The sequence below is a fragment of the Acinetobacter sp. 231_lipA genome (assembly GCF_058243005.1).
Genome location: NZ_JBZAYU010000001.1, coordinates 968,315 through 990,790 on the forward strand (window position 1 = coordinate 968,315; position 22,476 = coordinate 990,790).

Below are 22,476 nucleotides of genomic sequence, written 5' to 3' on the forward strand. Positions count from 1 at the left end.
TGCTACCACTAGAAACATCCAAGTTGGAATCATCATACGATTTTCCTTGTTTGCTGTTGGTGATTTGAATGTACATTTTAAGAACAACAAATTATAAGAATGTTGTCTGACAATTTGAAAATAGAGTTAACTTTCTTCCGAACTGTCAAACAACGATATGTGAAATCAGCTTATATTTATTATTTTTCAATAGTTTGATTAAATAACACAAATTAAAATTGTCCAACAATTACTGCATTTTGGTGAGTATTTTCAACGCTTTCCACTGCGTCAGCGGCAGTTGATCACACCAGACCAACATCGGTTTGGCACGGAAATGCTGAAAATAGATCACGATATACGCACGATGATCCACAATATGGCTGATTTGAACGCGTTGCACATTGGTATGTTTCTGAAGTGACAAGGACCAATCTCGGCCATCCAAATACTGTAATTGAAAGTGTTGCGGTCCACGTAGAAAAAACAGATATAAGATAAAACCTGCAACCAAAGCAATCAGCCATAACCACAAAGGCAATAGCTGATACAGTACAAACATTAAGATGGCATAGATTGACAACTGAAATACATAAGCCAAACGGCTGGGTTTCAGTTGAAAATGACGATTATCCATTGCACTTATCCATGTACATAATGCTTTAACTTTTGGATCAAGGTTTTCATTTCAGGGTGTGGTGGTTCAGAAACTTCCATGAACCAGTCCAATAAATCAGGGTCTTCTTGTTCAACCAATGCCGCAAACATGGCCTTTTCCGCAGGATCCGCCTGAAGATAATAATTTTTCACATAAGGGTCAAAGTACACATCAATTTCTTTTAAACCACGACGTGCACGATAGATTACTTTACGCTCTTCCAAGCTCATTTCTTCAGTCATTATATTCCCCAAATTAATTGAAACGGCTTAGTTTAACCGATCATGCCTGTCTCGCCACTAGTTAAATGTCGCAATTTTAACAACTGGCAAAACACATCAAAAAATCAGCCACATTTGAGCATTCAGTCCATTGTCGCTGTATCTACTTTTCACTACTCTCTTAGCAAAATAACAACATCAGGATGAGCTTCCATGCAATCAGGCGCGATTCGCCCTTTAAACAATATGCTGCCACGTAATTTATTTAATGCTGAACATGAGGCATTTCGAGAAACTGTGCGAAGGTTTTATGCCAAAGAAGTCGTTCCGAATATTGAAAAATATGAACAACAACAGCATGTCGATCGTGAGCTATGGAATAAAGCAGGCACCATGGGGCTACTGTGTGCCACCATGCCAGAAGCTTATGGTGGTTCGGGTGTAGACCGTTTATACAGTATGATTTTAATTGAAGAACAAGCCTATGCTATGGATTCTTCAACTGGCTTTTCATTGCATTCAGATATTGTTGCAAACTACATCAATAACTTTGGCAATGAAGCCCAAAAACACTATTGGTTAACGCGAATGGCTTCAGGTGAAACCGTCACCGCCATTGCGATGACTGAACCTGGTACAGGCTCAGACTTGCAGGCGGTACGAACAACAGCTGTTTTAGACGGGGATGACTATATTATCAATGGCTCCAAAATCTTCATTACCAATGGCTATCTCTGCGATATGGCGATTGTGGTCTGCAAGACAGGCGACAGCGAAAAAGGTTCAGCCAATCTCTCATTAATCATCGTTGAAGCTGATCGTGCAGGTTTCAGTAAAGGTAAACCGCTCAATAAAATTGGAATGAAAGGGCAAGACACCTGCGAATTATTTTTTGATCATGTACGCGTGCCCAAAGAAAATCTGCTGGGTATGGAAGGCATGGGCTTTATGATGCTGATGAAAGAACTGGCTTGGGAGCGCATGTTGGTGGCCATTATCTGTCAAGCGGGTGCAGAAGCAGCTCTGGCGCATACCGTTCAGTACACCAAAGAGCGTAAAGCCTTTGGAAAAACGATTTCAAGCTTTCAAAATACCCGCTTTAAACTGGCGGAGTTACGTACAGAAATCGATTTTTGCCGTGCTTACCTTGACCGTTGTATGCAATTGCAACTGGAAGAGAGTCTCGGTATTGATGCCGCAGCAGCAGCCAAATATAAAATTTCCGAGATGTTTTCTAAAGTTGTCGATGAATGTCTACAACTGCATGGCGGCTATGGTTATATGTTGGAATATCCGATTGCACGAGCTTATCTAGATAATCGTGCCAATCGCATTTATGCAGGAACCAATGAAATTATGAAAGAGCTCATTTCACGTTCACTCTAAGATCAAAAAGCCCATGTTTCGTGGGCTTTTAGTTTTAACAATGTGCTTGGTGAAACTCCGCAATCAAAGCAACCACCAACTCTGGTTGCTCTTTATGTGGCATATGATGTAGACCTTCTAAAATATGCAGTTCAGCCTGCCCTGACACCACTTCAAAAATCTGCTGGGGTTGTGCCGTACTGCCGTATTCATCCAGTTCACCATGAATAACCATGGTTGGACAAAGCACATCTTTAATCACACTGGCCAAATTCCAATCTTGGAAAATGGGCGATAGCCATGTTTCAGTCCATGCATCAAGCACCCACTGCGCCTTTTCAGGGTGATATTTCTCTAAACGTTCCATTTGTCCCGCTTGTTGAAAGCCAACTTTTGCTTCACTTATCGCCTTCAGTGTCAGCGCTTCAACCGCATACTGTGCTGAAATTAAAATTAATCCTTGGCAACGCTCTGGATAAGCTGCAGCAATCGCAACAGACATACCCCCACCCACGCTATGCCCTAGGATGATAAAGTTCTGGATCGAAAAATAATCCAATACAGCTTTAAAGGTTTGTTCTGCTTCAGTGATGACGAAACTATGTGCCAGTGGTTGCGTACTCGGATCAGATAGACCAAAACCCAATCGATCATAGGCATAGACCACGCGCGCGGTCGCCTGGGCCAGCTGGGCAGGGAAATCCCGCCATAAAGCCACACAACCTAATGAATCGTGCATTAAAATAATCGGAGCTAAAGCATGATCTGTTGCATCAGTGCGCCATTTTTTGGCATGAATCATATTTGATGCAAATGGAACTTGGTAACTTTTTTCTAAGATATTCAAAATATTCCCTATTCATTATCTTTTAAGTTTTTAAAATCATCCAACAGTCCTACAGCTTAAGAAAGTAAAAACAGAACACCCTAAAGTCATTTCCATAAAAAAAGGAGCGTTACGCTCCTTTTAAATCAACTACTCAGCCTAAGACACCAGTTTAGGCTTCTGGTCCAATGTTGTATTACGTTTAGCAAATTTCAGTACTCCATCCTCAAAAGAAGCACTTTTCAATGTCTTCCGATCCGCAAGATAATTATTGCTAACTTTCCATGGCGCATGTTTACCCTGTTTTGGCATCACATTGGCAGCACGTGCAATATAACCCGAGCTTAAACTGCCCATGACCGTATCATCCATCAGCTCTGTCGCATCCCCTTGCGGGATCACTTCAGCCCACTGCTTTTGATCCATATAGTTGAGTAAGCGGCAAATATATTCAGCTGCAATATCCACTTTCAAGGTCCATGACGCATTAATATAGCCAATAATCATCGCCATATTCGGTACATCACTCACCATCACGCCCTGATACAACATATGTTTAGAGGTATCTAACGGTTTGCCATCAATGGTTGCTTGAATACCACCCAAGATTTGAATTTCTAGACCAGTGGCTAAGACGACAATATCGGCCTCTAAATACTTACCAGACTTTAATTGGAGACCCGTTTCAGTAAAGCGCTCAATCTGATCTGTCTCAACACTGGCTTGGCCTGAACGAAGAATTTTAAATAAATCACCGTCTGGCACCACACATAAACGTTGATCCCAAGGATTATATTCTGGGGTGAAGTGTTTCATGTCCACTTTACCTTTGAGCTGCATCTTAATCGACTGGAGCAGCAGTCGGCGTAGCAATTTCGGTTGCTTCTGCGCGAGTGCATAAATCCCGCGTTGCATCCCAATATTACGTGCACGAGTCAGTTTATAAGCCACATCTTCCGGCAACACTTTACGCATTTTGTCATACACAAAATCAATCGATGGCACCGAAGCAATATAAGTTGGAGAGCGTTGTAGCATAGTGACATGCGACGCCCCACCTTTGGCCATCGCAGGCACCAGTGTAATCGCTGTCGCTCCACTCCCAATAATGACGACTTTTTTACCTGTATAATCTAATTTTTCAGGCCAAAACTGTGGATTTACAAACTCGCCTTTAAATACTTCCTTATTTGGAAAATCAGGTTGGTAGCCTTGTTCGTAGTTATAATAGCCTGTACAGCCAAACACAAAATTTGCAATCCAGTTTTCTTTTTTGCCTTTTGCATTCTCAATCACCACCTGCCACTTTTTCTGAGCAGAATCATAATTGGCGCTGAGTACGCGATGCTTAAAATGAATTTTTTCTTTGAATTTCTGTTCATCAATGACTTCCGCCAAATAGCCCTTAATCGAAGAACCATCTGCCAAAACACTGGCTTGTTGCCACGGTTTAAAATTAAAACCAAAGGTCGACATATCTGAATCAGAACGAATACCTGGGTATTTAAACAAATCCCATGTTCCACCAAAGCTGTCACGACGTTCAATAATTTCAAACGAACGTTGTGGACAATGCTTGGTTAAATGTACCGCAAGGCCGATACCTGAAATACCAGCACCTACAATGAGCAGATCGACGTGCTTATCCATGTTGTTTTTATCCTGTCTTATATTCTGTTCTTATTAAACCATAAAACTGACAATATATAATGTCAAGTTTAAGCAGATCTTTCGTAAAATATGTCACTACAGGCCAAAATACAAAGATTGTCGAACAAAAACCCATAAAAAAAGACCAGTGAAACACTGGTCTTTTTCTAAGAACAACTGAATAGTTCTACGAAATTATTTAACTTCGCGATCTACTAGTTCAACGTAAGCCATCGGCGCAGCATCACCTGCACGGAAGCCCGCTTTAAGAACACGTAGATAACCGCCGTTACGTTCTTTGTAACGAGGGCCAAGAACGGTAAATAATTTACCAACAGTTGCTGCTGAACGAGTACGAGCAAACGCTAAGCGACGGTTTGCAACAGTATCGTTTTTAGCTAAAGTGATTAAAGGCTCAGCTACACGACGTAACTCTTTTGCTTTAGGCACAGTTGTTTTGATCAACTCGTGCTCAAACAAAGAGTTAGCCATGTTTTGAAACATCGCTTTACGATGGCTGCTTGTACGGCCTAATTTCACACCACTATTACGATGACGCATGGTGATAGTCCTACTTAATTAACGGCTACGATAGGCGAAACGATCGTCCATACGGAGACTAGCTGGTGGCCAGTTCTCTAAACGCATGCCGAGTTGTAAGCCTTTTGAAGCCAGAACATCTTTGATCTCAGTAAGCGATTTTTTACCAAGGTTAGGAGTTTTGAGTAACTCAACCTCAGTGCGCTGTACAAGATCACCAATGTAGTAAATGTTTTCTGCTTTCAAACAGTTAGCAGAACGAACAGTAAGCTCTAGATCATCTACTGGACGAAGCAAAATCGGATCAACTTCTTCACGAGGTTCTTGAGCAACAGGAGCTTGATCTTTCTGAAGATCAACAAAAATTGCAATTTGTTGTTGCAAGATTGTTGCCGCTTTGCGGATCGCTTCTTCAGGATCAACTGTACCGTTGGTCTCAAGATCAATGACCAATTTATCAAGGTCTGTACGTTGTTCTACACGAGCGTTTTCCACTGTGTAAGACACACGTTTGATTGGGCTATAAGAAGCATCTAACTGTAAGCGACCTACAGGGCGAGTTTCGCCTTCTGGGAAACGCGAGTCAGAAGTTTCATAACCACGACCTTGAGAAACTTTCAAGCGCATTTTTAATGAGCCTGAAGCACTTAAAGTACCGATCAAATGTTCAGGGTTAACCACTTCAACATTATGAGGTAAACGAAGGTCAGCGGCAGTTACGTCGCCAGGACCTTGTTTCTCTAATGTCAAATAAGCTTCATTTTGATCGAACAGCTTAATAGACAATCCTTTTAGGTTCAGCAAGAGCTCGACGATGTCCTGCTGCAAGCCTTCCAAAGTACTGTACTCGTGCTCGACACCTTCAATCTCAACTTCAACCACAGCAGCGCCAGGTAAAGAAGAAAGAAGGATGCGACGTAAAGCATTGCCCAGAGTATGACCAAAGCCACGCTCTAAGGGTTCTAGAATAACTTTTGCCGAGGTCCCGCTAACCGCTTCGACCTTGATCGCTTGCGGAGTTAGAAACTCATTTGCAGTACGCGTCATATTGCTACCTCAAGGATTATTTAGAATACAATTCTACAATCAAGCTTTCGTTGATTTCAGCAGGTAAATCTGAACGATCTGGTGCAGCTTTAAACGTACCTTCCAACTTAGAATGGTCAATTTCCATCCAAGAAGGAATACCACGTTGTGCAGCTAATTCAACTGCGTTTTTGATACGCAATTGTTGTTTAGCACCTTCATGCACAGCAATTACATCACCAGCTTTAACTTGGATAGACGCGATGTTAACACGACGGCCATTCAAAGTGATCGAGCGGTGAGATACAAGCTGACGAGCTTCTGCACGTGTAGAACCAAAACCCATGCGATAAACGACGTTATCAAGACGGCTTTCAAGCAGTTTCAACAAGTTTTCACCAGTTGCGCCTTTCACACGAGCAGCTTCTTTATAGTAATTACTAAATTGACGCTCTAAAACACCGTACATACGACGTACTTTTTGTTTTTCACGTAATTGTAGTGAGTACTCAGATTGTTTACCACCACGCGCTCCGCCATGTTGGCCAGGAGCTTTAGCAGCTTTTTTAGTTTTGACGTCAAATGGTTTAACGCCAGATTTTAATTGCAGGTCTGTCCCTTCGCGGCGAGAGAGTTTGCATTTTGGACCAATATAACGAGCCATGAATGTTTCTCCTTACACGCGACGTTTTTTAGGTGGACGGCAACCGTTGTGCGGGATTGGCGTCACATCGGTAATGCTGTTAATTTTATAACCCACTGCACCTAAAGCACGAACCGCAGATTCACGACCAGGACCAGGACCTTTTACAAGGACGTCCAAGTTTTTCAAACCGTAGTCTAAAGCAGCTTTACCAGCAACTTCAGCAGCTACCTGAGCAGCAAACGGAGTTGATTTACGTGATCCACGGAAGCCTTGTCCACCAGAGGTAGCCCAAGCCAGTGCATTACCTTGACGATCGGTAATAGTCACAATGGTGTTATTAAAAGAAGCGTGAATGTGTGCAACACCTTCAGAGACGGTACGAGTGACCTTCTTGCGTGTGCGAGTATCTTTAGCCATCTTTTAGCTTCCAGAAATCTTATTTCTTAATAGGTTTGCGCGGACCTTTACGGGTACGTGCGTTAGTTTTGGTGCGTTGTCCACGGACAGGCAAGCTGCGACGATGACGAAGACCGCGGTAGCAGCCTAAATCCATTAAACGTTTAATGTTCATGGAAATTTCGCGACGTAAATCACCTTCGGTCGGAACCTTAGCAACTTCTGCACGAATCGCATCAAGCTGAGCGTCATCTAATTCACGGATCTTTGTAGTCGGCGCGATACCAACAGCAGCTAAAATATTTTTAGCAGTGTGGCGACCTACACCAAAGATGTACGTTAGAGAGATAACAGCATGCTTGTTATCCGGAATGTTTACACCGGCAATACGAGCCATTCAATTTTCTCCAAAAAGGCAGTTAAGACAATCAACCGCCCCACAAAAATCTTGAGGGGCGGATAATAACCTAATTAGCCTACTGAAATCAACAGGTCTTGATCAGATTAACCTTGACGCTGCTTATGACGAGGTTCTGCGCTACAAATTACGCGAATAACCCCATTACGACGGATAACTTTACAGCTACCACAAATTTTCTTTACAGAAGCTTGTACTTTCATGATGAAACCTCAAGTGCGCTTATCCCTTAGGATGAGCAGTCGTTTTTCTCATTAACGTTTGATTATCGTATTGATGCGAGGTGAGATGTGCTTGCAGCTGAGCCATAAAGTCCATCACTACCACCACAACAATAAGCAAAGAGGTACCACCTAAAGAGAATGGAATACCAAATGAGCTTTGTAAAATCATCGGCATTAAGCAAATGATGGTGATATAAATCGCGCCAATAAATGTCAAACGGTTAAGAATATGATCTAAGTAACGAGCAGTTTGCTCACCTGGACGAATACCAGGTACATAAGCCCCGCTGCGTTTCAAGTTTTCCGATACTTCTTTCGGGCTAAATACAAGCGCTGTATAAAAGTAACAGAAAAAGATAATTAACGCACCAAAGAGCACCAAATACAACGGCTGACCAGGCGAAAGCACCAATGCCAAATCTTGCAAACTACGTTTGATAATACCCGCATTCGGATCTGCACTACCCACCCATTGACCTAAGCTCGCAGGGAACAAAAGCAATGAACTTGCGAAAATCGCTGGGATCACACCCGCCATATTAATTTTTAATGGCAAATGCGACTGTTGTGCAGTAAATACACGACGTCCTTGTTGTTTTTGAGCATAGTTTACTGGAATACGACGTTGCGCTTTCTCAATAAACACAATTGCAGCTAATACAGCCAGCGACAAAACGCCAAAAATTACCAAGCCGATTAGACTGGTTTGACCATTATCTACTGATGATATTGATTGCAGAATTAAATTCGGCAAACCTGCAACGATACCGGCGAAGATGATCATGGAAATACCATTACCCACCCCACGCTCGGTAATTTGCTCACCTAACCACATCAAGAACATTGTACCTGCAACCAAAGAGGTTACAGCTGGTACGTAGAAAGCCAGACCTGCAGTTAAGGTAATCCCTTGACTGATCAGACCAGCACACATCCCAATTGCCTGCACGAGTGCAAGGAACAATGTACCCTGTCGCGTATATTGATTAATCTTACGCTTGCCTTGTTCGCCTTCTTTCTTTAAAGCTTCCAGCGAAGGAATAACAGTAGACATTAACTGCACGATAATCGATGCAGAAATGTACGGCATAATCCCAAGAGCAAGAATGGACATACGCTCTAATGCACCACCTGAAAACATGTTAAACAAACCAAGGATCGTGCCTTGGTTTGCATTAAAAAGATTTTCAAGTGCGGCATTATTAATGCCTGGTACTGGAATATGTGCTCCTAGTCGAAAAACCAATAATGCACCGATGAGAAACATCATGCGGCGAATAATTTCACGGTATTTCACATGAAATGGCTGGCCTTTCATCATATTGACATGACCTGAAGAACTAGGAGACATAGACACTAGCGATTACTCCTCGACTTTACCGCCAGCAGCTTCAACAGCAGCTTTAGCGCCTTTAGTCACAGCAACACCTTGAACAGTGAATGCACGAGTAATTTCACCAGAAAGTACGATACGAGCACGTAACATATCTTTACGTACAACGTTTGCAGCTTTTAAAGTTTCTAGGCTAACGATGTCGCCTTCCACTTTAGTAAGCTCAGATAAACGTACTTCAGCAGTTTTCAAAGCGATTTGGCTAGTGAAACCGAATTTAGGTAAACGACGATATAACGCTGTTTGACCACCTTCAAAGCCTGGACGAGTACCACCGCTCTTACGTGAATTCTGACCTTTGACACCACGGCCACCAGTCTTACCAACGCCAGAACCGATACCACGGCCTAGACGACGATTTTCACGTTTTGCACCTTCAGCAGGTGCAAGCTCATTTAAACGCAGAGTCATGGCTTATTCCTCTACACTAACCATATAGTAGACTTGGTTGATCATACCACGGTTAGAAGGCGTATCTTGCACTTCTACAGTATGACCAATACGACGCAGACCTAAACCTTGTAGGCTAAGCTTGTGATTTTTCAAGCGATGCGCAGAAGATTTAGTCTGGGTAACTTTAATCGTTTTCATGATTGATTACCCTTGAATTTGTTCTACTGTAAGACCACGTTTCGCAGCAACCTTCTCAGGAGAAGTCATATCACGCAGACCGTTAAAAGTCGCGTTTACTACGTTTGCAGCGTTAGTAGAACCATAACATTTTGTTAATACGTTACGTACGCCTACAGCTTCTAGAACTGCACGCATAGCACCACCAGCGATTACACCAGTACCTTCAGAAGCAGGCTGCATGTAAACACGGCTTGCACCGTGACGCGCGTTAATAGGGTGCTGTACAGTACCGTTAACAAGGTCAACAGTAATCATGTTGCGACGAGCAGCTTCAAGTGCTTTAGAAATAGCAGCTGGAACTTCACGTGCTTTACCACGACCAAAACCTACACGACCATTACCATCACCAACCACAGTCAATGCTGTGAAAGAGAAGATACGACCACCCTTAACAACTTTGGCTACACGATCAACGGCAACCAGCTTTTCAACAAGACCTTCGTTTTGTTCAACTTTAGCCATGATTAGAACTCCAAGCCGTTTTCACGAGCAGCATCAGCCAAGGCTTTGATACGACCATGATATTTGAAACCAGAACGGTCAAATGCAACTTTAGTAACACCAGCTGCTTTAGCGCGTTCTGCGATTAAAGCACCTACTTTAGTAGCTGCTTCAACGTTACCAGTTGTGCCAGCACGTAAAGTAGCATCTAAAGTTGAAGCTTGCGCTAAAACTTTGCCACCATCTGCTGAAATAACTTGAGCGTAGATGTGACGCGGAGTGCGGTTTACACACAAACGAGTCGCACCCAACGCACGGATGTGCAAGCGTGTGCTTTTCGCACGACGCAAACGGGATTGTTTCTTTTCGTTCATAAGAACCTCGCGCCTTATTTCTTCTTAGCTTCTTTACGAAGTACAACTTCGTCAGAATAACGAACACCTTTACCTTTATAAGGCTCTGGTGGACGGTAACCACGGATATCTGCAGCAACCTGACCTAAACGTGCTTTATCAGCAGATTTAAGAACAATTTCAGTTGCTGTAGGAGTTTCAGCAGTTACACCTTCAGGAAGCGTATAGTCGATCGGGTGAGAGAAACCAAGGTTAAGGTTAACAATGTTACCTTTAACCGCAGCTTTATAACCAACACCGATAAGTTGTAACTTACGTTCGAAGCCTTCGCTCACACCTTTTACAAGGTTGTTAAGCACAGCGCGAGCAGTACCAGCTTGCATCCAAGCGTCTTTCGACTCAGCTTTTGGAGCAATCGCTAAAATACCGTCTTCCTGTTTAAGCTCGACCAGCGCATGCAGGGTGAAAGACAAAGTACCTTTGCTACCTTTCACTTCGACCTGCCGGCCGTTCTGAGTAACTGTTACACCGTTAGGTACAGTTACTGGGGCTTTAGCCACACGAGACATGAGGAATCACCTATTAAGAAACAAAAGCAATAACTTCACCACCGATACCTGCAGCACGTGCAGCGCGATCAGTCATGATGCCTTTGCTTGTAGAAACAATTGCAATACCTAAACCTTGCTTAACGCTCGGAAGTGCATCTTTACCGCGATACTGACGTAGACCTGGACGGCTTACGCGTTTCACAGTTTCGATAACTGGTTTGCCTTCGAAATACTTTAAAGTCAAAGTAAGAGTTGCTTTGCCTTCAGCATCCGCAACTTCTACGTTTGAAATGTAACCTTCTTGTTGAAGAACGTTTGCAATAGCAACCTTCAACTTAGAGTTAGGCATAGAAACAGTTTGTTTCTTTGCCATTTGCGCGTTACGAACACGAGTTAACATGTCGGCAACGGTATCTTGCATACTCATCTATAGCGCTCCTTACCAGCTTGCCTTAACAACGCCCGGTACATCACCTTGCATTACTGTATCGCGTAATTTGTTACGGCTTAAACCGAACTTACGGAAGTAACCATGAGGACGACCAGTTAAACCACAACGGTTACGTAAACGTACTGGAGACGCATTACGTGGTAATGCTTGGAATTTCATCATCGCTTCGAAACGCTCTTCGTCGCTAGCATTTACGTTTGCAATAACAGCTTTTAATTCAGCACGTTTTGCAGCGTATTTAGCAACAGTAGCTTCGCGTTTCAATTCGCGATTAATCATACTTTTCTTAGCCATATCGACCTCTTATTTGAACGGGAAGCCGAATGCACGCATAAGCGCACGGCCTTCGTCATCGGTGCGAGCAGTCGTAGTGATGGTAATATCCATACCACGAATACGATCAATCTTATCAAAATCGATTTCAGGGAACATGATTTGTTCCTTAAGACCCATTGAGTAGTTGCCGCGACCGTCAAATGATTTCGCAGAGAAACCACGGAAGTCACGGATACGAGGGATCGCAATCGAGATTAGACGGTCTAAGAATTCGTACATACGTTCGCCGCGTAAAGTAACTTTACAACCAATCGGCCAACCATCACGGATTTTGAAACCAGCGATTGATTTGCGAGCTAACGTAAGAACTGGTTTTTGACCAGCGATAGCTTGCATATCAGCAAGAGCACCATCAAGGAGTTTTTTGTCAGCAGCAGCTGCGCCAACACCCATGTTGATCGTGATTTTAGTAATGCGAGGAATATCCATCACATTTTTAACGGCTAAAGTCTCTTGTAATTGAGCCTTAAGTTCGTCGTTGTAACGCGTTTTAAGTCTGGCCATTGCCTTTTCAACCTATTACTTCGCTACCGCCACTGATTCACCATTTGACTTGTAAACGCGAGTTTTCACGCCTTCAGTCACTTGGTAACCAACACGGTCAGCCTTTTGGGTTGTAGCATTAAAAATTGCCACGTTAGAGATATGAAGCGAAGCTTCTTGTGTAACTACAGCGCCTTCAGCACCTGTTGCACGGTTCGGCTTTTGATGCTTCTTAACCAAGTTAAGGCCTTCAACCATAACACGGTCATTTGAAACAGACAAAACAGTACCCTGTTTGCCTTTTTCTTTACCTGCGATCACAATAACTTGATCGCCTTTTTTAATCTTAGCCATGATTGCCTCTTATAGAACTTCAGGAGCCAGTGAAATAATTTTCATGAACTGTTCAGTACGAAGTTCACGAGTCACTGGTCCGAAAATACGAGTTGCAATCGGCGCTTTGTTGTTGTTCAAAATAACAGCAGCGTTATCGTCGAAACGAATCACTGAACCGTCTGGACGACGGATACCGAATTTTGTACGAACTACAACAGCATTCATCACGTCACCTTTTTTAACACGTGCGCGTGGAATAGCTTCTTTTACAGTAACTTTAATAATGTCGCCAACAGAAGCATAACGACGGTGTGAACCACCAAGTACTTTAATACATTGTACGCGGCGAGCACCACTATTGTCTGCTACGTCTAGCATACTTTCGGTTTGAATCATTGCCCTACTCCAAAACCGAGCATCACCGGTCACAATTTCGAAAGGCTCAAAGAGTACTCGAAATTAACCGATGATGCAACAGATACGTCTAATTACTCAGCAGCAGCTTCAACAACTTCAACTAGAGTCCAAGACTTAGTTTTAGAAATTGGGCGGCTTTCTTTGATAGTCACAACGTCGCCAGTTTTAGCTGTGTTGTTCTCATCGTGAGCATGTAATTTAGTTGAACGGCGGATTGATTTGCCATACAACGGGTGTTGAACGCGGCGTTCGATAAGTACAACAATAGACTTGTCCATTTTGTCGCTTACTACTTTGCCGGTTAACGTGCGAACTGTTTGTTCACTCATTGTCCGTTCCCCTGTTTTTCGGTAAGGAGTGTCTTAATACGAGCAATTGTCTTACGAGTAAGTGCAACTTCGTGCGATTTACCCAATTGACCAGTTGCTTTTGCCATACGAAGACGGAATTGGTTAAGCTGTTGCTCATCAAGCAAAGCTGTCAACTCTTCTACCGACTTTTCACGTAGATCTTTAGTTTTCATTACATTACCGTCCGAGTCACGATAGTGGTTTTAAACGGAAGTTTAGCAGCTGCAAGCGTAAACGCTTCGCGAGCCAATTCTTCGTTAACACCATCAATTTCGTACAAGACTTTACCTGGTTTGATTTGACAAACCCAGTATTCCACAGAACCTTTACCTTTACCCATACGCACTTCAAGAGGCTTAGAAGTAATCGGCTTGTCTGGGAAAACACGGATAAAGATCTTACCACCACGTTTAATACGACGGCTGATTGTACGACGCGCTGCTTCAATTTGACGAGCAGTCATTTGACCACGCTCAACAGATTTAAGTGCGATTGTACCAAAAGATACCGAGCTACCGCGGTGAGCTAGACCAGTGTTACGGCCTTTCTGCACTTTACGGAATTTAGTACGTTTAGGTTGTAACATGGATTATTCTCCTTTTTCAGCAGAACGATCATTGCGACGACCACGACGCTCTTGACCTTCACCACGACCACGACCGCGTTTAGCTGGACGTTCTTCAGCTGGAGCTGGGTTCATGACTTGTTTCATGCCACCCAAGATCTCACCACGGAAGATCCAAACTTTAACACCAATCGTACCGTAAGTCGTTTCAGCACGCATAGTTGAATAATCGATGTCTGCACGAAGTGTATGCAAAGGTACGCGACCTTCACGATACCACTCAGTACGCGCAATCTCAGCACCACCTAAACGGCCTGATACTTCAACTTTGATACCTTTAGCACCAGCACGCATTGTGTTTTGAACCGCACGCTTCATAGCACGACGGAACATTACACGTTTTTCTAATTGAGAAGCGATAGCTTCAGCAACTAAACGAGCGTCTAAGTCTGGGCGATCGATTTCATTGATACTTACTTGCGCTGGAATACCCATAATTTGAGTAAGTTCACGCTGTAGTTTCTCAATGTCTTCGCCTTTTTTACCGATAACGATACCAGGACGTGCAGTACTAATAGTTACTTTAGCAGCGCCCGTAGGACGTTCGATAAGAATATTGCTGATCATTGCATTCTTAAGTTTTTTAGTTAAAAACTCACGAACTTGAAGATCTTTAAGCAAGTATTCAGCGTATTGTTTCGGACTCGCATACCAGTTGGCGTTATGACGTTTTACAACACCAAGGCGGATACCGATTGGATGAACCTTCTGACCCATATCAAACCCCTACCTTAACGGTAATGTGACAAGTACGCTTAGTAATACGATCTGCACGGCCTTTAGCACGTGGCATAATACGCTTAAGGCTAGTACCTTCATCAACGTAAATCGTAGTAACCTTAAGGTCGTCTACATCTAAACTGTTATTGTGTTCAGCGTTTGCAATTGCAGATTCCAATGCTTTTTTAACCAAAACTGCAGCTTTTTTGTTGCTGAAGTTGAGAATATTAAGCGCGTGAGCAACAGATTTGCCACGGATTAGGTCTGCAACCAAACGAGTTTTTTGTGCCGAGATAGCGGCACCGCGTAATTTAGCAGTAACTTCCATCATAGCACCTTAACGTTTAGATTTCTTGTCAACACCGTGACCACGATAGGTACGAGTTGGCGCGAATTCACCAAGTTTGTGACCAACCATATGTTCAGATACGATTACTGGAACATGGTTACGGCCATTATGTACAGAAATTGTTAAACCAACAAAATCTGGGAGGATCATCGAACGACGCGACCAAGTTTTGATCGGCTTACGGTTATTAGCCGCGATAGCCGCTTCAACCTTAGCGAACAAGTGCGCATCGACGAATGGGCCTTTTTTCAGAGAACGAGGCATTGTCAGATTCCTTTACTTGTTACTTAACGCGACGGTCGCGAATAATCATCTTAGTCGTACGCTTATTGGTACGTGTCTTGTACCCTTTAGCTTTTTGACCCCATGGGCTTACAGGTTGAATACCTTTGCTACGACCTTCACCACCACCGTGCGGGTGATCTACTGGGTTCATCGCCATACCACGAACGGTAGGACGAACGCCACGCCAGCGTGCTGCACCTGCTTTACCAAGTGAACGAAGGTTGCTTTCTTGGTTAGAAACTTCACCAAGAACTGCACGGCACTCAACGTGAATTTTACGCATTTCACCAGAACGTAAACGAACGATAGCGTAAGAACCGTCACGACCCAACAACTGAACTGAAGTACCAGCAGAACGAGCTAATTGCGCGCCTTTACCGATTTTAAGTTCGATGTTGTGAAGAGTAGAACCGATAGGCATGTTGCGAAGCGGTAAACAGTTACCTGGACGAATTGGAGCATCGTTACCAGATTGAACTTTATCGCCAGCGCGAAGGCCTTTAGGCGCGATGATGTAGCGACGCTCACCATCAGCATACAATACTAGTGCAATGTGTGCTGTACGGTTAGGATCGTATTCAATACGCTCTACAGTTGCAGGAATACCATCTTTGTTACGTTTAAAGTCAACTAGACGGTAGTGCTGCTTGTGACCGCCACCAACGTGACGAGTCGTGATGTGACCGTTGTTATTACGACCACCAGTACGTTTTTTAGCTTCAACCAACGGAGCATAAGGCGCACCTTTGTGAAGATGGTCGTGAACGACTTTCTCTACAAAGCGACGTCCAGGAGACGTTGGCTTACATTTTTGAATTGGCATAATTCTCGTCCTTATTCCGCTGCGCTTTCAGCGGTATCGCCCAAGTCAGCCATCTCAACATCTTGGCCAGCTTTCAGGGTGACGTATGCTTTTTTAACATCAGAACGACGTCCTAATGTTTTACCAAAGCGTTTAGTCTTACCTTTAGTGATCGTTGTGTTAACTTTAACAACTTGAACACCAAACAATTGCTCAACAGCTTTCTTGATTTCAAGTTTGTTTGCATCAAGTGCAACTTTGAAAACTTGAACACCAGCAGTTTCGCCTAAAACTTGTGCTTTTTCTGAGAATACAGGTCCTTGTAGGACTTGATAGATACGTTCGTTGTTCATCCGAGTTCTACCTCAATTTTCTTAGCAGCAGCTACAGACATAACAACTTTATCGAACGCAATCAAGCTAACAGGATCGATAGCAGCAGCATCAACCACATCAACGTGTGGAATGTTGCGCGCTGCAAGGTATAGATTCTCATCTACAGATTCTGTAACGATCAATGCACGAGTAGCATTCAAGTCGTTAAGTTTTGCAAGCAACTCTTTAGTTTTTGGAGCAGCAACAGCAAACTCTTCAACCAATACAAGACGATCTTGGCGAACAAGTTCAGCTAAGATACATTGCATTGCACCGCGATACATTTTGCGGTTAACTTTTTGAGACCAATCTTGTGGGCGAGCAGCAAAAGTTTTACCACCACCTACCCAGATTGGGCTACGAATAGAACCAGCACGAGCGCGACCAGTACCTTTTTGACGGAATGGCTTTTTACCACCGCCAGAAACGTCTGCACGTGATTTCTGAGCTTTTGAACCTTGACGGCCACCAGCTAAATAAGCTGTAACAACCTGATGTACAAGAGCTTCATTGAATTCACGACCGAACGCAACTTCTGATAATTCAACAGCAGAGCCGGAAACAGTATTTAAATTCACGTTATTTCCCCTCAGGCCTTGATCGTAGGACGAACAGTTACGTCACCACCAGTAGCGCCAGGAATTGCACCCTTCACTACTAAAACTGAACGTTCTGCGTCGATAGATACAATTTCTAGACCCTGTACAGTTACGCGTTCAGCACCTAAATGGCCAGCCATTTTTTTGCCTTTGAACACGCGACCAGGAGTCTGGTTTTGACCTGTAGAACCTAGAACACGGTGAGAAACTGAGTTACCGTGAGTAGCATCTTGCGTACGGAAGTTCCAACGCTTAACACCACCTTGGAAACCTTTACCTTTCGACTGACCAGTTACGTCAACTACTTGACCAACTGTGAACATGTCTACACCGATAGTTCCACCAACTTCACGACCTTCAAGATCAGCTTCTGTTGCACGGAATTCTTGAACTAGACGACCAGCAGCAACACCCGCTTTTGCGAAGTGACCTTTCTGAGCGTTAGTTACGCGAGATTCGCGACGTTCACCAGTAGTGATTTGAATCGCTTGATAACCATCAGTTTCAAGCGTTTTGATTTGAGTGATGCGGTTAGGATCAACCTCAATCACTGTAACAGGCACAGAAACACCAGCATCTGTAAAGATACGTGTCATACCGCACTTGCGACCGACTAAACCAATAGCCATGTGCATAAACCTCTAAAAAAGCGGCCTAATTAACTTAGAGCGTTAATTAACCCGAAAGCCTTAACCCAATGCGATCTGAACATCAACACCAGCTGCAAGATCTAACTTCATCAATGCATCTACAGTTTTGTCTGTAGGTTGAACGATGTCGATCAAACGTTTATAAGTGCGGATCTCGTATTGGTCACGCGCATCTTTGTTAACGTGTGGTGATGTTAAAACGTTAAAACGTTCAATGCGTGTAGGCATTGGAATTGGACCACAAACTTGTGCGCCAGTACGTTTTGCTGTTTCTACGATTTCTTGAGCTGATTGATCAATTAAACGGTGATCAAAAGACTTCAAACGGATACGAATTCTCTGGTTAGACATACCAGTAAACTCCAAGCCAAATATATAAAGAATCACTCCTGACGCATCTCACCCCACTAAAAGGTAAGTGTCAAGAGCAGTGAAATATCACTAAGGTCATGATCGATGCCACGACTGTCACGATGTTAACTACTTTATTCGCAGTTAACCCCCTTTCATTAAAGGGTCGCTCATTATAGCTATTGTTTAATGCATAAGCAAATCCATTTTTGGTTTTTTACAATATATTCAATTTGTTTGAATTATCAGTAGCTTAAAAAATCATCAATAGACTGTTTGCCGCAACACATAATCAATTGCACTATTAAGAATTTGATTTCCCTCAATAAAATTTAATTTTGGCGATTTTTTCAATTCGGTTTCAGTTGCCACGTATTGCCCCGAAAACTTATTCAGCTCTTCATCATTTTCTAAAAAGAGTGCCAAGGTTTCTGGCACGATCTCTGGGTGAAATTGAAAACCCAATACATTCTTTCCAATTTGGTACATTTGATTGCGACACACGGTATTTTCAGCCAAATGTACAGCACCTTTTGGAATTTCAAAGGTCTCGCTATGCCATTGCATCACATTAAACTGTTCAGGCAACTCAAAGCATTCTGTTGGGACGTGCTGGATTTTACGTACTGTCGCCCAACCCAACTCCTGTTGTTCATTGCGACTGACCGCAGCACCGAGTGCATTGGCAATCAATTGCCCACCCAAGCATAAACCAATCGCAGGTTTTCCTGCGGCCAAGTAACGTCTTAACCAACGCTTCTCAATCTTTAACCATGGAAAATTCACTTCATCATTCACACTCATGGTGCCCCCCATAATGATGAGTAAGTCAACATCCTCAATACTCGGTAAGGCCTCTATCTCTAAGGCTTGATCTATAGGTAAAGCAAAAAACTCGGTTGCACTGATTACTGCACCTTGTTGTTTTAAATATGTATAGCAACTGCCGAACCCTTCACCAGCAATATGCTGAAAATAATGTACTTTTAAATGCGACGTCATGCGCTTATGCCTTCTTTTTACTATCCTTATCGATGATTTAGCAAAATTGAAGCCAACTTTTTATTTTGTTTACCTTTATTCACATTTGTTCAATTTTCTCGCCTATTTAGAAACTTTCTCTTAAGCTAAAAACAATTTATCGCTTTATGATGAGTCGATTCGTGAAAAAAAACCCGCAAACCGCATTGGTTCATGCACCAAGACAAGCGCCTCAGTACATCTCAACGGTCCAACCTCCCCTGTATCGTGCATCGACGATTATTTTTAAAGATACCGATGCACTGTTTAATCGCCATTGGACCGATGACTATGACTATAGTTATGGCACCCACGGCACCCCCAGCACATTTACATTGGGCGATAACATTGCACAAATTGAAGGTGGAAAGTACTGCCTACTCGCACCAAGTGGATTGTCTGCAATTAATTTGGTGAACTCATGTTTTTTAAGTCATGGTGATGAAGTTTGGGTGGCGGATAATATTTACGGGCCAAACATGGAGCATCTTCGTAATCTAGAAAAACGCTATGGTATTGGTGTTCGTATTTATAACCCTATTGATGTGTCGTCTTTCCAACCGACAGAAAAAGCAAAACTGATTTGGCTAGAAGCCGCAGGCTCGGTCACACTGGAGTTTCCAGATTTGATTGGACTGGTGAAAAAAGCAAAAACGCATCATGTGCTCAGTGCTTTAGACAATACGTGGGGCGCAGGCCTTGCCTTTAATGCTTTTGATTTTAGTGATGCGCACTTAAGTGTAGATATGACGGTACATGCTTTAACCAAGTACCCAAGTGGCGGTGGAGATATTTTAATGGGCTCAGTCGTGACACGCGAGCGAGCTTTACATCATCAACTCTTTCGCACGCATGCCATTCAAGGCATTAGCGTCTCTGGGGATGACGTTGCTCAAGTTCAACGCAGTCTAGCATCAATGCGCATTCGTTATGCCGCACAGTCTGAAAGTGCGCTACAACTTCTGGCATGGCTAGAACAACAACCTGAATTTGTGCAGGTCTTACACCCTGCCAATCCGAATGCTGCGGGTCATTCATATTGGAAAGACATTTGTGTCGATCAACACAGTGCAGGTTTGGTCAGTGTCATTTTCAAGCCTGAATTTGATCTACAGGATATTCGTCAATTTTGTGATGCCCTGTCACTCTTCAAACTCGGCTTTAGCTGGGGCGGTCCTGTGAGTTTGGTGATGCTGTATGACCTCAAAGACATGCGTGCACTTGAGCATACACATTTACAACAAGGTTTATTGGTTCGCTTTTGTATAGGACTAGAACATCCTGCCGATTTAATTCAAGATATAGAAAATGCACTAAAACAACTGAATAACCATCACAAAAAAATTGAATAGGAAGAAGTATGAGCACCCCGATCATCATTGCTAAGAAAACCACGAATACCCAACAAGATGTTGTTCTACACTCAAAGTTTGCCAACCGTCATGGCTTAATTGCAGGGGCAACAGGTACGGGAAAAACCGTAACTTTAAAGGTACTGGCAGAAAGTTTTTCCAGACTCGGAGTGCCGGTATTTTTAGCCGATGCCAAAGGTGATGTTTCTAGCTTAGCGCAGGCAGGTGCATCCAATCCCAAATTTGATGAACGCATTAAAAGTTTAGGCATCGACAGCATTCCCTTTGCTGCATCCCCCGTGGTGTTTTGGGATTTATTTGCTGAACAAGGTCATCCTATTCGTACCACGATTACCGAAATTGGCCCGCTGTTGCTGGCGCGAATGCTGAATTTAAATGATACCCAAGAAGGGGTGCTTTCTGCGGTGTTTCGTATTGCAGATGATCAAGGCATGTTACTGATCGACTTTAAAGACTTAAAAGCCATGATTGGTTATGTCAGTGAACATGCCGCAGAGTTTAAAGCCGAATATGGCAACCTATCTCCTGCCAGCCTTGGCGCGATTCAACGGAATTTATTGGCACTGGCCGATCAAGGTGGTGATCAATTCTTCGGGGAGCCCAGCTTAAATATTCTCGACTTTATTCAGACCGACAGTAATGGTCATGGCTATATCAATATTCTAGCCGCAGACAAGCTCATGAATACTCCAAAGCTCTATGCCACTTTTCTACTCTGGATGCTCTCTGAACTGTTTGAACAGCTACCTGAGGTTGGCGATATGGACAAGCCCAAGCTAGTGTTCTTCTTTGATGAAGCGCATTTGCTGTTTGATAATGCCAGTGCAGCACTGCAAGAAAAAATTGAACAAGTGGTGCGCCTAATCCGTTCCAAGGGGGTGGGTATTTACTTTGTCACGCAAAACCCACTGGATTTGCCTGAAAGCGTGTTAGGGCAGCTCGGAAATCGTGTACAACATGCCTTACGTGCCTTTACTCCGAAAGATCAAAAAGCGGTAAAAACAGCTGCAGATACCTTCCGTGCCAACCCTGAATTTAAGGTTGAGCAAGCCATCACCGAGCTAGCTGTGGGTGAAGCTTTGATTAGTTGCTTAGATGAACAAGGCACACCGCAAATTGTAGAGCGTGCATGGGTGATGCCACCCTACTCGTCTTTCAGTCCTATTAGCCCAGAGCAACGTCAAACCTTAATTTCACAAAGTATCGTGGCAGGTATTTATGAAAAAAGTCTAGACCGTGAAAGTGCTTTTGAACTTCTACAAAATAAAGTGGTTGAACGCCAACAACAAGCAGTACAGATAGAGCAAGAGAAACAACAAGCCAAAGAACAAGAGGCACTCGCAAAACAGCAAGCCAAAGAAGCTGAAACACTAGCGAAGCAACAAGCACGTGAGCAAGCGCGGATTTCGAAAGAACAGCAGAAAGAAGCTGAACGTGAAGCGAAACAGCGTGAGAAGCTAATTCAAGACACAGTAGGAACTTTTGCCAAAAGCGCCGCCCGCAGCCTCGGGGGCAGTACGGGACAAAAAATCGTCCGTGGTTTACTGGGCTCTTTGTTTGGGCGTAAGTGATCTACTTTTTAAATCTAAAAATCAAAATTTATGGGATATTCATATATCCCATATAAAAATTAAG

At 43.3% G+C, this 22,476-nt stretch carries 35 protein-coding genes and 1 pseudogene; 3 read left to right on the plus strand and 33 right to left on the minus strand.

All coding sequences use genetic code 11. From position 1 onward, the window contains the following. Window positions 1-229 precede the first annotated feature (229 nt). The gene (locus AC4CUX_RS04930) at window positions 230-616 is read right to left on the minus strand and encodes a protein YgfX (RefSeq protein ID WP_010327588.1); all 387 of its coding nucleotides are present in this window, start codon (window positions 614-616) and stop codon (window positions 230-232) included. A gap of 5 nt (window positions 617-621) precedes the next feature. Next, a complete protein-coding gene (locus tag AC4CUX_RS04935) occupies window positions 622-879 on the minus strand; it encodes an FAD assembly factor SdhE (protein WP_005401275.1) in 258 nt (85 codons plus the stop codon). Between the two features lie 192 nt (window positions 880-1,071). Here AC4CUX_RS04935 and AC4CUX_RS04940 point away from each other — a divergent pair, with 192 nt between their 5' ends. Further along, on the plus strand, window positions 1,072-2,244 hold the full coding sequence (locus AC4CUX_RS04940) for an acyl-CoA dehydrogenase family protein (RefSeq protein WP_010327589.1): 1,173 nt from the start codon (window positions 1,072-1,074) through the stop codon (window positions 2,242-2,244). A 34-nt stretch (window positions 2,245-2,278) separates the two neighbouring features. Here the strand turns inward: AC4CUX_RS04940 and AC4CUX_RS04945 are convergent, their stop codons facing one another. The 31 genes and pseudogenes from AC4CUX_RS04945 to AC4CUX_RS05095 all read right to left on the minus strand — a co-directional run bounded on the left by AC4CUX_RS04945 (window position 2,279) and on the right by AC4CUX_RS05095 (window position 19,450). Further along, window positions 2,279-3,070: an alpha/beta fold hydrolase gene (locus AC4CUX_RS04945; protein WP_010327590.1), complete on the minus strand. Its 792-nt coding sequence runs from the start codon at window positions 3,068-3,070 to the stop codon at window positions 2,279-2,281. Between the two features lie 138 nt (window positions 3,071-3,208). Beyond that, the gene (locus AC4CUX_RS04950) at window positions 3,209-4,699 is read right to left on the minus strand and encodes a flavin-containing monooxygenase (RefSeq protein WP_010327591.1); all 1,491 of its coding nucleotides are present in this window, start codon (window positions 4,697-4,699) and stop codon (window positions 3,209-3,211) included. A gap of 195 nt (window positions 4,700-4,894) precedes the next feature. After that, window positions 4,895-5,260, minus strand: coding sequence for a 50S ribosomal protein L17 (gene rplQ, locus AC4CUX_RS04955; RefSeq protein WP_004691290.1), 366 nt, complete (start codon window positions 5,258-5,260; stop codon window positions 4,895-4,897). Between the two features lie 18 nt (window positions 5,261-5,278). Next, window positions 5,279-6,286 carry a DNA-directed RNA polymerase subunit alpha gene (locus AC4CUX_RS04960; protein ID WP_004691292.1) on the minus strand — a complete coding sequence of 336 codons (1,008 nt, stop codon included), beginning with the start codon at window positions 6,284-6,286 and terminating at the stop codon, window positions 5,279-5,281. A 16-nt stretch (window positions 6,287-6,302) separates the two neighbouring features. Next, a complete protein-coding gene (gene rpsD, locus AC4CUX_RS04965; protein ID WP_004691294.1) occupies window positions 6,303-6,929 on the minus strand; it encodes a 30S ribosomal protein S4 in 627 nt (208 codons plus the stop codon). Window positions 6,930-6,941: 12 nt separating this feature from the next. Next, window positions 6,942-7,328, minus strand: coding sequence for a 30S ribosomal protein S11 (gene rpsK / locus AC4CUX_RS04970; RefSeq protein ID WP_001040166.1), 387 nt, complete (start codon window positions 7,326-7,328; stop codon window positions 6,942-6,944). Window positions 7,329-7,347: 19 nt separating this feature from the next. After that, window positions 7,348-7,704: a 30S ribosomal protein S13 gene (rpsM, locus tag AC4CUX_RS04975; protein ID WP_004691296.1), complete on the minus strand. Its 357-nt coding sequence runs from the start codon at window positions 7,702-7,704 to the stop codon at window positions 7,348-7,350. A gap of 107 nt (window positions 7,705-7,811) precedes the next feature. Beyond that, window positions 7,812-7,928: a 50S ribosomal protein L36 gene (rpmJ, locus tag AC4CUX_RS04980; protein WP_000867907.1), complete on the minus strand. Its 117-nt coding sequence runs from the start codon at window positions 7,926-7,928 to the stop codon at window positions 7,812-7,814. A gap of 19 nt (window positions 7,929-7,947) precedes the next feature. Beyond that, entirely contained in the window at window positions 7,948-9,267 is a 1,320-nt protein-coding gene (secY, locus tag AC4CUX_RS04985; RefSeq protein ID WP_171054269.1) for a preprotein translocase subunit SecY, read from the minus strand. A 45-nt stretch (window positions 9,268-9,312) separates the two neighbouring features. Then, the gene (rplO, locus tag AC4CUX_RS04990; protein WP_004691300.1) at window positions 9,313-9,753 is read right to left on the minus strand and encodes a 50S ribosomal protein L15; all 441 of its coding nucleotides are present in this window, start codon (window positions 9,751-9,753) and stop codon (window positions 9,313-9,315) included. Window positions 9,754-9,756: 3 nt separating this feature from the next. Further along, on the minus strand, window positions 9,757-9,933 hold the full coding sequence (rpmD, locus tag AC4CUX_RS04995) for a 50S ribosomal protein L30 (RefSeq protein ID WP_004691302.1): 177 nt from the start codon (window positions 9,931-9,933) through the stop codon (window positions 9,757-9,759). A 6-nt stretch (window positions 9,934-9,939) separates the two neighbouring features. Further along, window positions 9,940-10,437 carry a 30S ribosomal protein S5 gene (gene rpsE, locus AC4CUX_RS05000; RefSeq protein ID WP_004691304.1) on the minus strand — a complete coding sequence of 166 codons (498 nt, stop codon included), beginning with the start codon at window positions 10,435-10,437 and terminating at the stop codon, window positions 9,940-9,942. Window positions 10,438-10,439: 2 nt separating this feature from the next. Next, window positions 10,440-10,790 (minus strand): 50S ribosomal protein L18, encoded by a 351-nt coding sequence (gene rplR / locus AC4CUX_RS05005; RefSeq protein ID WP_004650473.1) that lies wholly within the window; start codon window positions 10,788-10,790, stop codon window positions 10,440-10,442. Window positions 10,791-10,804: 14 nt separating this feature from the next. Continuing rightward, window positions 10,805-11,338: a 50S ribosomal protein L6 gene (gene rplF / locus AC4CUX_RS05010; RefSeq protein WP_004691306.1), complete on the minus strand. Its 534-nt coding sequence runs from the start codon at window positions 11,336-11,338 to the stop codon at window positions 10,805-10,807. 13 nt (window positions 11,339-11,351) lie between these two features. Then, a complete protein-coding gene (gene rpsH, locus AC4CUX_RS05015; RefSeq protein ID WP_004691308.1) occupies window positions 11,352-11,747 on the minus strand; it encodes a 30S ribosomal protein S8 in 396 nt (131 codons plus the stop codon). Window positions 11,748-11,759: 12 nt separating this feature from the next. Further along, entirely contained in the window at window positions 11,760-12,065 is a 306-nt protein-coding gene (gene rpsN, locus AC4CUX_RS05020; protein WP_004691309.1) for a 30S ribosomal protein S14, read from the minus strand. A 9-nt stretch (window positions 12,066-12,074) separates the two neighbouring features. After that, a complete protein-coding gene (gene rplE, locus AC4CUX_RS05025) occupies window positions 12,075-12,611 on the minus strand; it encodes a 50S ribosomal protein L5 (protein WP_004691311.1) in 537 nt (178 codons plus the stop codon). A gap of 15 nt (window positions 12,612-12,626) precedes the next feature. Continuing rightward, a complete protein-coding gene (rplX, locus tag AC4CUX_RS05030; protein WP_004691313.1) occupies window positions 12,627-12,944 on the minus strand; it encodes a 50S ribosomal protein L24 in 318 nt (105 codons plus the stop codon). A 9-nt stretch (window positions 12,945-12,953) separates the two neighbouring features. After that, window positions 12,954-13,322: a 50S ribosomal protein L14 gene (gene rplN, locus AC4CUX_RS05035; protein ID WP_004657680.1), complete on the minus strand. Its 369-nt coding sequence runs from the start codon at window positions 13,320-13,322 to the stop codon at window positions 12,954-12,956. A 92-nt stretch (window positions 13,323-13,414) separates the two neighbouring features. Further along, window positions 13,415-13,672 carry a 30S ribosomal protein S17 gene (gene rpsQ / locus AC4CUX_RS05040; protein ID WP_004691314.1) on the minus strand — a complete coding sequence of 86 codons (258 nt, stop codon included), beginning with the start codon at window positions 13,670-13,672 and terminating at the stop codon, window positions 13,415-13,417. Continuing rightward, window positions 13,669-13,866 (minus strand): 50S ribosomal protein L29, encoded by a 198-nt coding sequence (gene rpmC, locus AC4CUX_RS05045; protein WP_004650482.1) that lies wholly within the window; start codon window positions 13,864-13,866, stop codon window positions 13,669-13,671. Before rpmC ends, rpsQ begins: the two co-directional genes overlap by 4 nt. Further along, window positions 13,866-14,279, minus strand: a complete 414-nt coding sequence (rplP, locus tag AC4CUX_RS05050; RefSeq protein ID WP_004691317.1) for a 50S ribosomal protein L16 — start codon at window positions 14,277-14,279, stop codon at window positions 13,866-13,868. The genes rpmC and rplP overlap by 1 nt, the downstream gene beginning before the upstream one ends. Next, a pseudogene (gene rpsC / locus AC4CUX_RS05055) lies at window positions 14,219-15,035 on the minus strand (30S ribosomal protein S3). The gene rplP and the pseudogene rpsC overlap by 61 nt, the downstream one beginning before the upstream one ends. Before the next feature lies 1 nt (window position 15,036). Next, window positions 15,037-15,366 carry a 50S ribosomal protein L22 gene (gene rplV, locus AC4CUX_RS05060; RefSeq protein ID WP_004691320.1) on the minus strand — a complete coding sequence of 110 codons (330 nt, stop codon included), beginning with the start codon at window positions 15,364-15,366 and terminating at the stop codon, window positions 15,037-15,039. A gap of 9 nt (window positions 15,367-15,375) precedes the next feature. After that, complete coding sequence (gene rpsS / locus AC4CUX_RS05065; protein ID WP_004281508.1) at window positions 15,376-15,651, minus strand: 30S ribosomal protein S19; 276 nt, start codon at window positions 15,649-15,651, stop codon at window positions 15,376-15,378. A gap of 19 nt (window positions 15,652-15,670) precedes the next feature. Continuing rightward, window positions 15,671-16,495: a 50S ribosomal protein L2 gene (gene rplB, locus AC4CUX_RS05070; RefSeq protein ID WP_004691322.1), complete on the minus strand. Its 825-nt coding sequence runs from the start codon at window positions 16,493-16,495 to the stop codon at window positions 15,671-15,673. 11 nt (window positions 16,496-16,506) lie between these two features. Beyond that, window positions 16,507-16,827 carry a 50S ribosomal protein L23 gene (gene rplW, locus AC4CUX_RS05075; RefSeq protein ID WP_004691323.1) on the minus strand — a complete coding sequence of 107 codons (321 nt, stop codon included), beginning with the start codon at window positions 16,825-16,827 and terminating at the stop codon, window positions 16,507-16,509. Then, entirely contained in the window at window positions 16,824-17,426 is a 603-nt protein-coding gene (gene rplD, locus AC4CUX_RS05080; protein ID WP_004691326.1) for a 50S ribosomal protein L4, read from the minus strand. Before rplD ends, rplW begins: the two co-directional genes overlap by 4 nt. An 11-nt stretch (window positions 17,427-17,437) precedes the next feature. Continuing rightward, window positions 17,438-18,076 carry a 50S ribosomal protein L3 gene (rplC, locus tag AC4CUX_RS05085; RefSeq protein WP_010327592.1) on the minus strand — a complete coding sequence of 213 codons (639 nt, stop codon included), beginning with the start codon at window positions 18,074-18,076 and terminating at the stop codon, window positions 17,438-17,440. A 60-nt stretch (window positions 18,077-18,136) separates the two neighbouring features. After that, a complete protein-coding gene (gene rpsJ / locus AC4CUX_RS05090) occupies window positions 18,137-18,448 on the minus strand; it encodes a 30S ribosomal protein S10 (protein WP_000070912.1) in 312 nt (103 codons plus the stop codon). Between the two features lie 264 nt (window positions 18,449-18,712). Further along, on the minus strand, window positions 18,713-19,450 hold the full coding sequence (locus tag AC4CUX_RS05095) for a type 1 glutamine amidotransferase (RefSeq protein ID WP_010327593.1): 738 nt from the start codon (window positions 19,448-19,450) through the stop codon (window positions 18,713-18,715). Between the two features lie 149 nt (window positions 19,451-19,599). Between AC4CUX_RS05095 and AC4CUX_RS05100 the strand changes: the two genes are divergently transcribed. Both AC4CUX_RS05100 and AC4CUX_RS05105 read left to right on the plus strand, forming a co-directional pair. Continuing rightward, window positions 19,600-20,820, plus strand: a complete 1,221-nt coding sequence (locus AC4CUX_RS05100; RefSeq protein WP_490792223.1) for a PLP-dependent transferase — start codon at window positions 19,600-19,602, stop codon at window positions 20,818-20,820. A gap of 8 nt (window positions 20,821-20,828) precedes the next feature. After that, window positions 20,829-22,412: a helicase HerA-like domain-containing protein gene (locus tag AC4CUX_RS05105; RefSeq protein ID WP_058951633.1), complete on the plus strand. Its 1,584-nt coding sequence runs from the start codon at window positions 20,829-20,831 to the stop codon at window positions 22,410-22,412. The last annotated feature ends 64 nt before the right edge of the window (window positions 22,413-22,476 follow it).

Coding starts and splice junctions, on each gene's coding strand:
- AC4CUX_RS04930 (WP_010327588.1), bottom strand. CDS start 616: ATGGATAATCGTCATTTTCAACTGAAACCCAGCCGTTTGGCTTATGTA.
- AC4CUX_RS04935 (WP_005401275.1), bottom strand. CDS start 879: ATGACTGAAGAAATGAGCTTGGAAGAGCGTAAAGTAATCTATCGTGCA.
- AC4CUX_RS04940 (WP_010327589.1), top strand. CDS start 1,072: ATGCAATCAGGCGCGATTCGCCCTTTAAACAATATGCTGCCACGTAAT.
- AC4CUX_RS04950 (WP_010327591.1), bottom strand. CDS start 4,699: ATGGATAAGCACGTCGATCTGCTCATTGTAGGTGCTGGTATTTCAGGT.
- rplQ (WP_004691290.1), bottom strand. CDS start 5,260: ATGCGTCATCGTAATAGTGGTGTGAAATTAGGCCGTACAAGCAGCCAT.
- AC4CUX_RS04960 (WP_004691292.1), bottom strand. CDS start 6,286: ATGACGCGTACTGCAAATGAGTTTCTAACTCCGCAAGCGATCAAGGTC.
- rpsD (WP_004691294.1), bottom strand. CDS start 6,929: ATGGCTCGTTATATTGGTCCAAAATGCAAACTCTCTCGCCGCGAAGGG.
- rpsK (WP_001040166.1), bottom strand. CDS start 7,328: ATGGCTAAAGATACTCGCACACGCAAGAAGGTCACTCGTACCGTCTCT.
- rpsM (WP_004691296.1), bottom strand. CDS start 7,704: ATGGCTCGTATTGCCGGTGTAAACATTCCGGATAACAAGCATGCTGTT.
- rpmJ (WP_000867907.1), bottom strand. CDS start 7,928: ATGAAAGTACAAGCTTCTGTAAAGAAAATTTGTGGTAGCTGTAAAGTT.
- secY (WP_171054269.1), bottom strand. CDS start 9,267: ATGAAAGGCCAGCCATTTCATGTGAAATACCGTGAAATTATTCGCCGC.
- rplO (WP_004691300.1), bottom strand. CDS start 9,753: ATGACTCTGCGTTTAAATGAGCTTGCACCTGCTGAAGGTGCAAAACGT.
- rpmD (WP_004691302.1), bottom strand. CDS start 9,933: ATGAAAACGATTAAAGTTACCCAGACTAAATCTTCTGCGCATCGCTTG.
- rpsE (WP_004691304.1), bottom strand. CDS start 10,437: ATGGCTAAAGTTGAACAAAACGAAGGTCTTGTTGAAAAGCTGGTTGCC.
- rplR (WP_004650473.1), bottom strand. CDS start 10,790: ATGAACGAAAAGAAACAATCCCGTTTGCGTCGTGCGAAAAGCACACGC.
- rplF (WP_004691306.1), bottom strand. CDS start 11,338: ATGTCTCGTGTGGCTAAAGCCCCAGTAACTGTACCTAACGGTGTAACA.
- rpsH (WP_004691308.1), bottom strand. CDS start 11,747: ATGAGTATGCAAGATACCGTTGCCGACATGTTAACTCGTGTTCGTAAC.
- rpsN (WP_004691309.1), bottom strand. CDS start 12,065: ATGGCTAAGAAAAGTATGATTAATCGCGAATTGAAACGCGAAGCTACT.
- rplE (WP_004691311.1), bottom strand. CDS start 12,611: ATGGCCAGACTTAAAACGCGTTACAACGACGAACTTAAGGCTCAATTA.
- rplX (WP_004691313.1), bottom strand. CDS start 12,944: ATGGCTAAGATTAAAAAAGGCGATCAAGTTATTGTGATCGCAGGTAAA.
- rplN (WP_004657680.1), bottom strand. CDS start 13,322: ATGATTCAAACCGAAAGTATGCTAGACGTAGCAGACAATAGTGGTGCT.
- rpsQ (WP_004691314.1), bottom strand. CDS start 13,672: ATGAGTGAACAAACAGTTCGCACGTTAACCGGCAAAGTAGTAAGCGAC.
- rpmC (WP_004650482.1), bottom strand. CDS start 13,866: ATGAAAACTAAAGATCTACGTGAAAAGTCGGTAGAAGAGTTGACAGCT.
- rplP (WP_004691317.1), bottom strand. CDS start 14,279: ATGTTACAACCTAAACGTACTAAATTCCGTAAAGTGCAGAAAGGCCGT.
- rplV (WP_004691320.1), bottom strand. CDS start 15,366: ATGGAAGTTACTGCTAAATTACGCGGTGCCGCTATCTCGGCACAAAAA.
- rpsS (WP_004281508.1), bottom strand. CDS start 15,651: ATGCCTCGTTCTCTGAAAAAAGGCCCATTCGTCGATGCGCACTTGTTC.
- rplB (WP_004691322.1), bottom strand. CDS start 16,495: ATGCCAATTCAAAAATGTAAGCCAACGTCTCCTGGACGTCGCTTTGTA.
- rplW (WP_004691323.1), bottom strand. CDS start 16,827: ATGAACAACGAACGTATCTATCAAGTCCTACAAGGACCTGTATTCTCA.
- rplC (WP_010327592.1), bottom strand. CDS start 18,076: ATGGCTATTGGTTTAGTCGGTCGCAAGTGCGGTATGACACGTATCTTT.
- rpsJ (WP_000070912.1), bottom strand. CDS start 18,448: ATGTCTAACCAGAGAATTCGTATCCGTTTGAAGTCTTTTGATCACCGT.
- AC4CUX_RS05095 (WP_010327593.1), bottom strand. CDS start 19,450: ATGACGTCGCATTTAAAAGTACATTATTTTCAGCATATTGCTGGTGAA.
- AC4CUX_RS05100 (WP_490792223.1), top strand. CDS start 19,600: ATGAGTCGATTCGTGAAAAAAAACCCGCAAACCGCATTGGTTCATGCA.
- AC4CUX_RS05105 (WP_058951633.1), top strand. CDS start 20,829: ATGAGCACCCCGATCATCATTGCTAAGAAAACCACGAATACCCAACAA.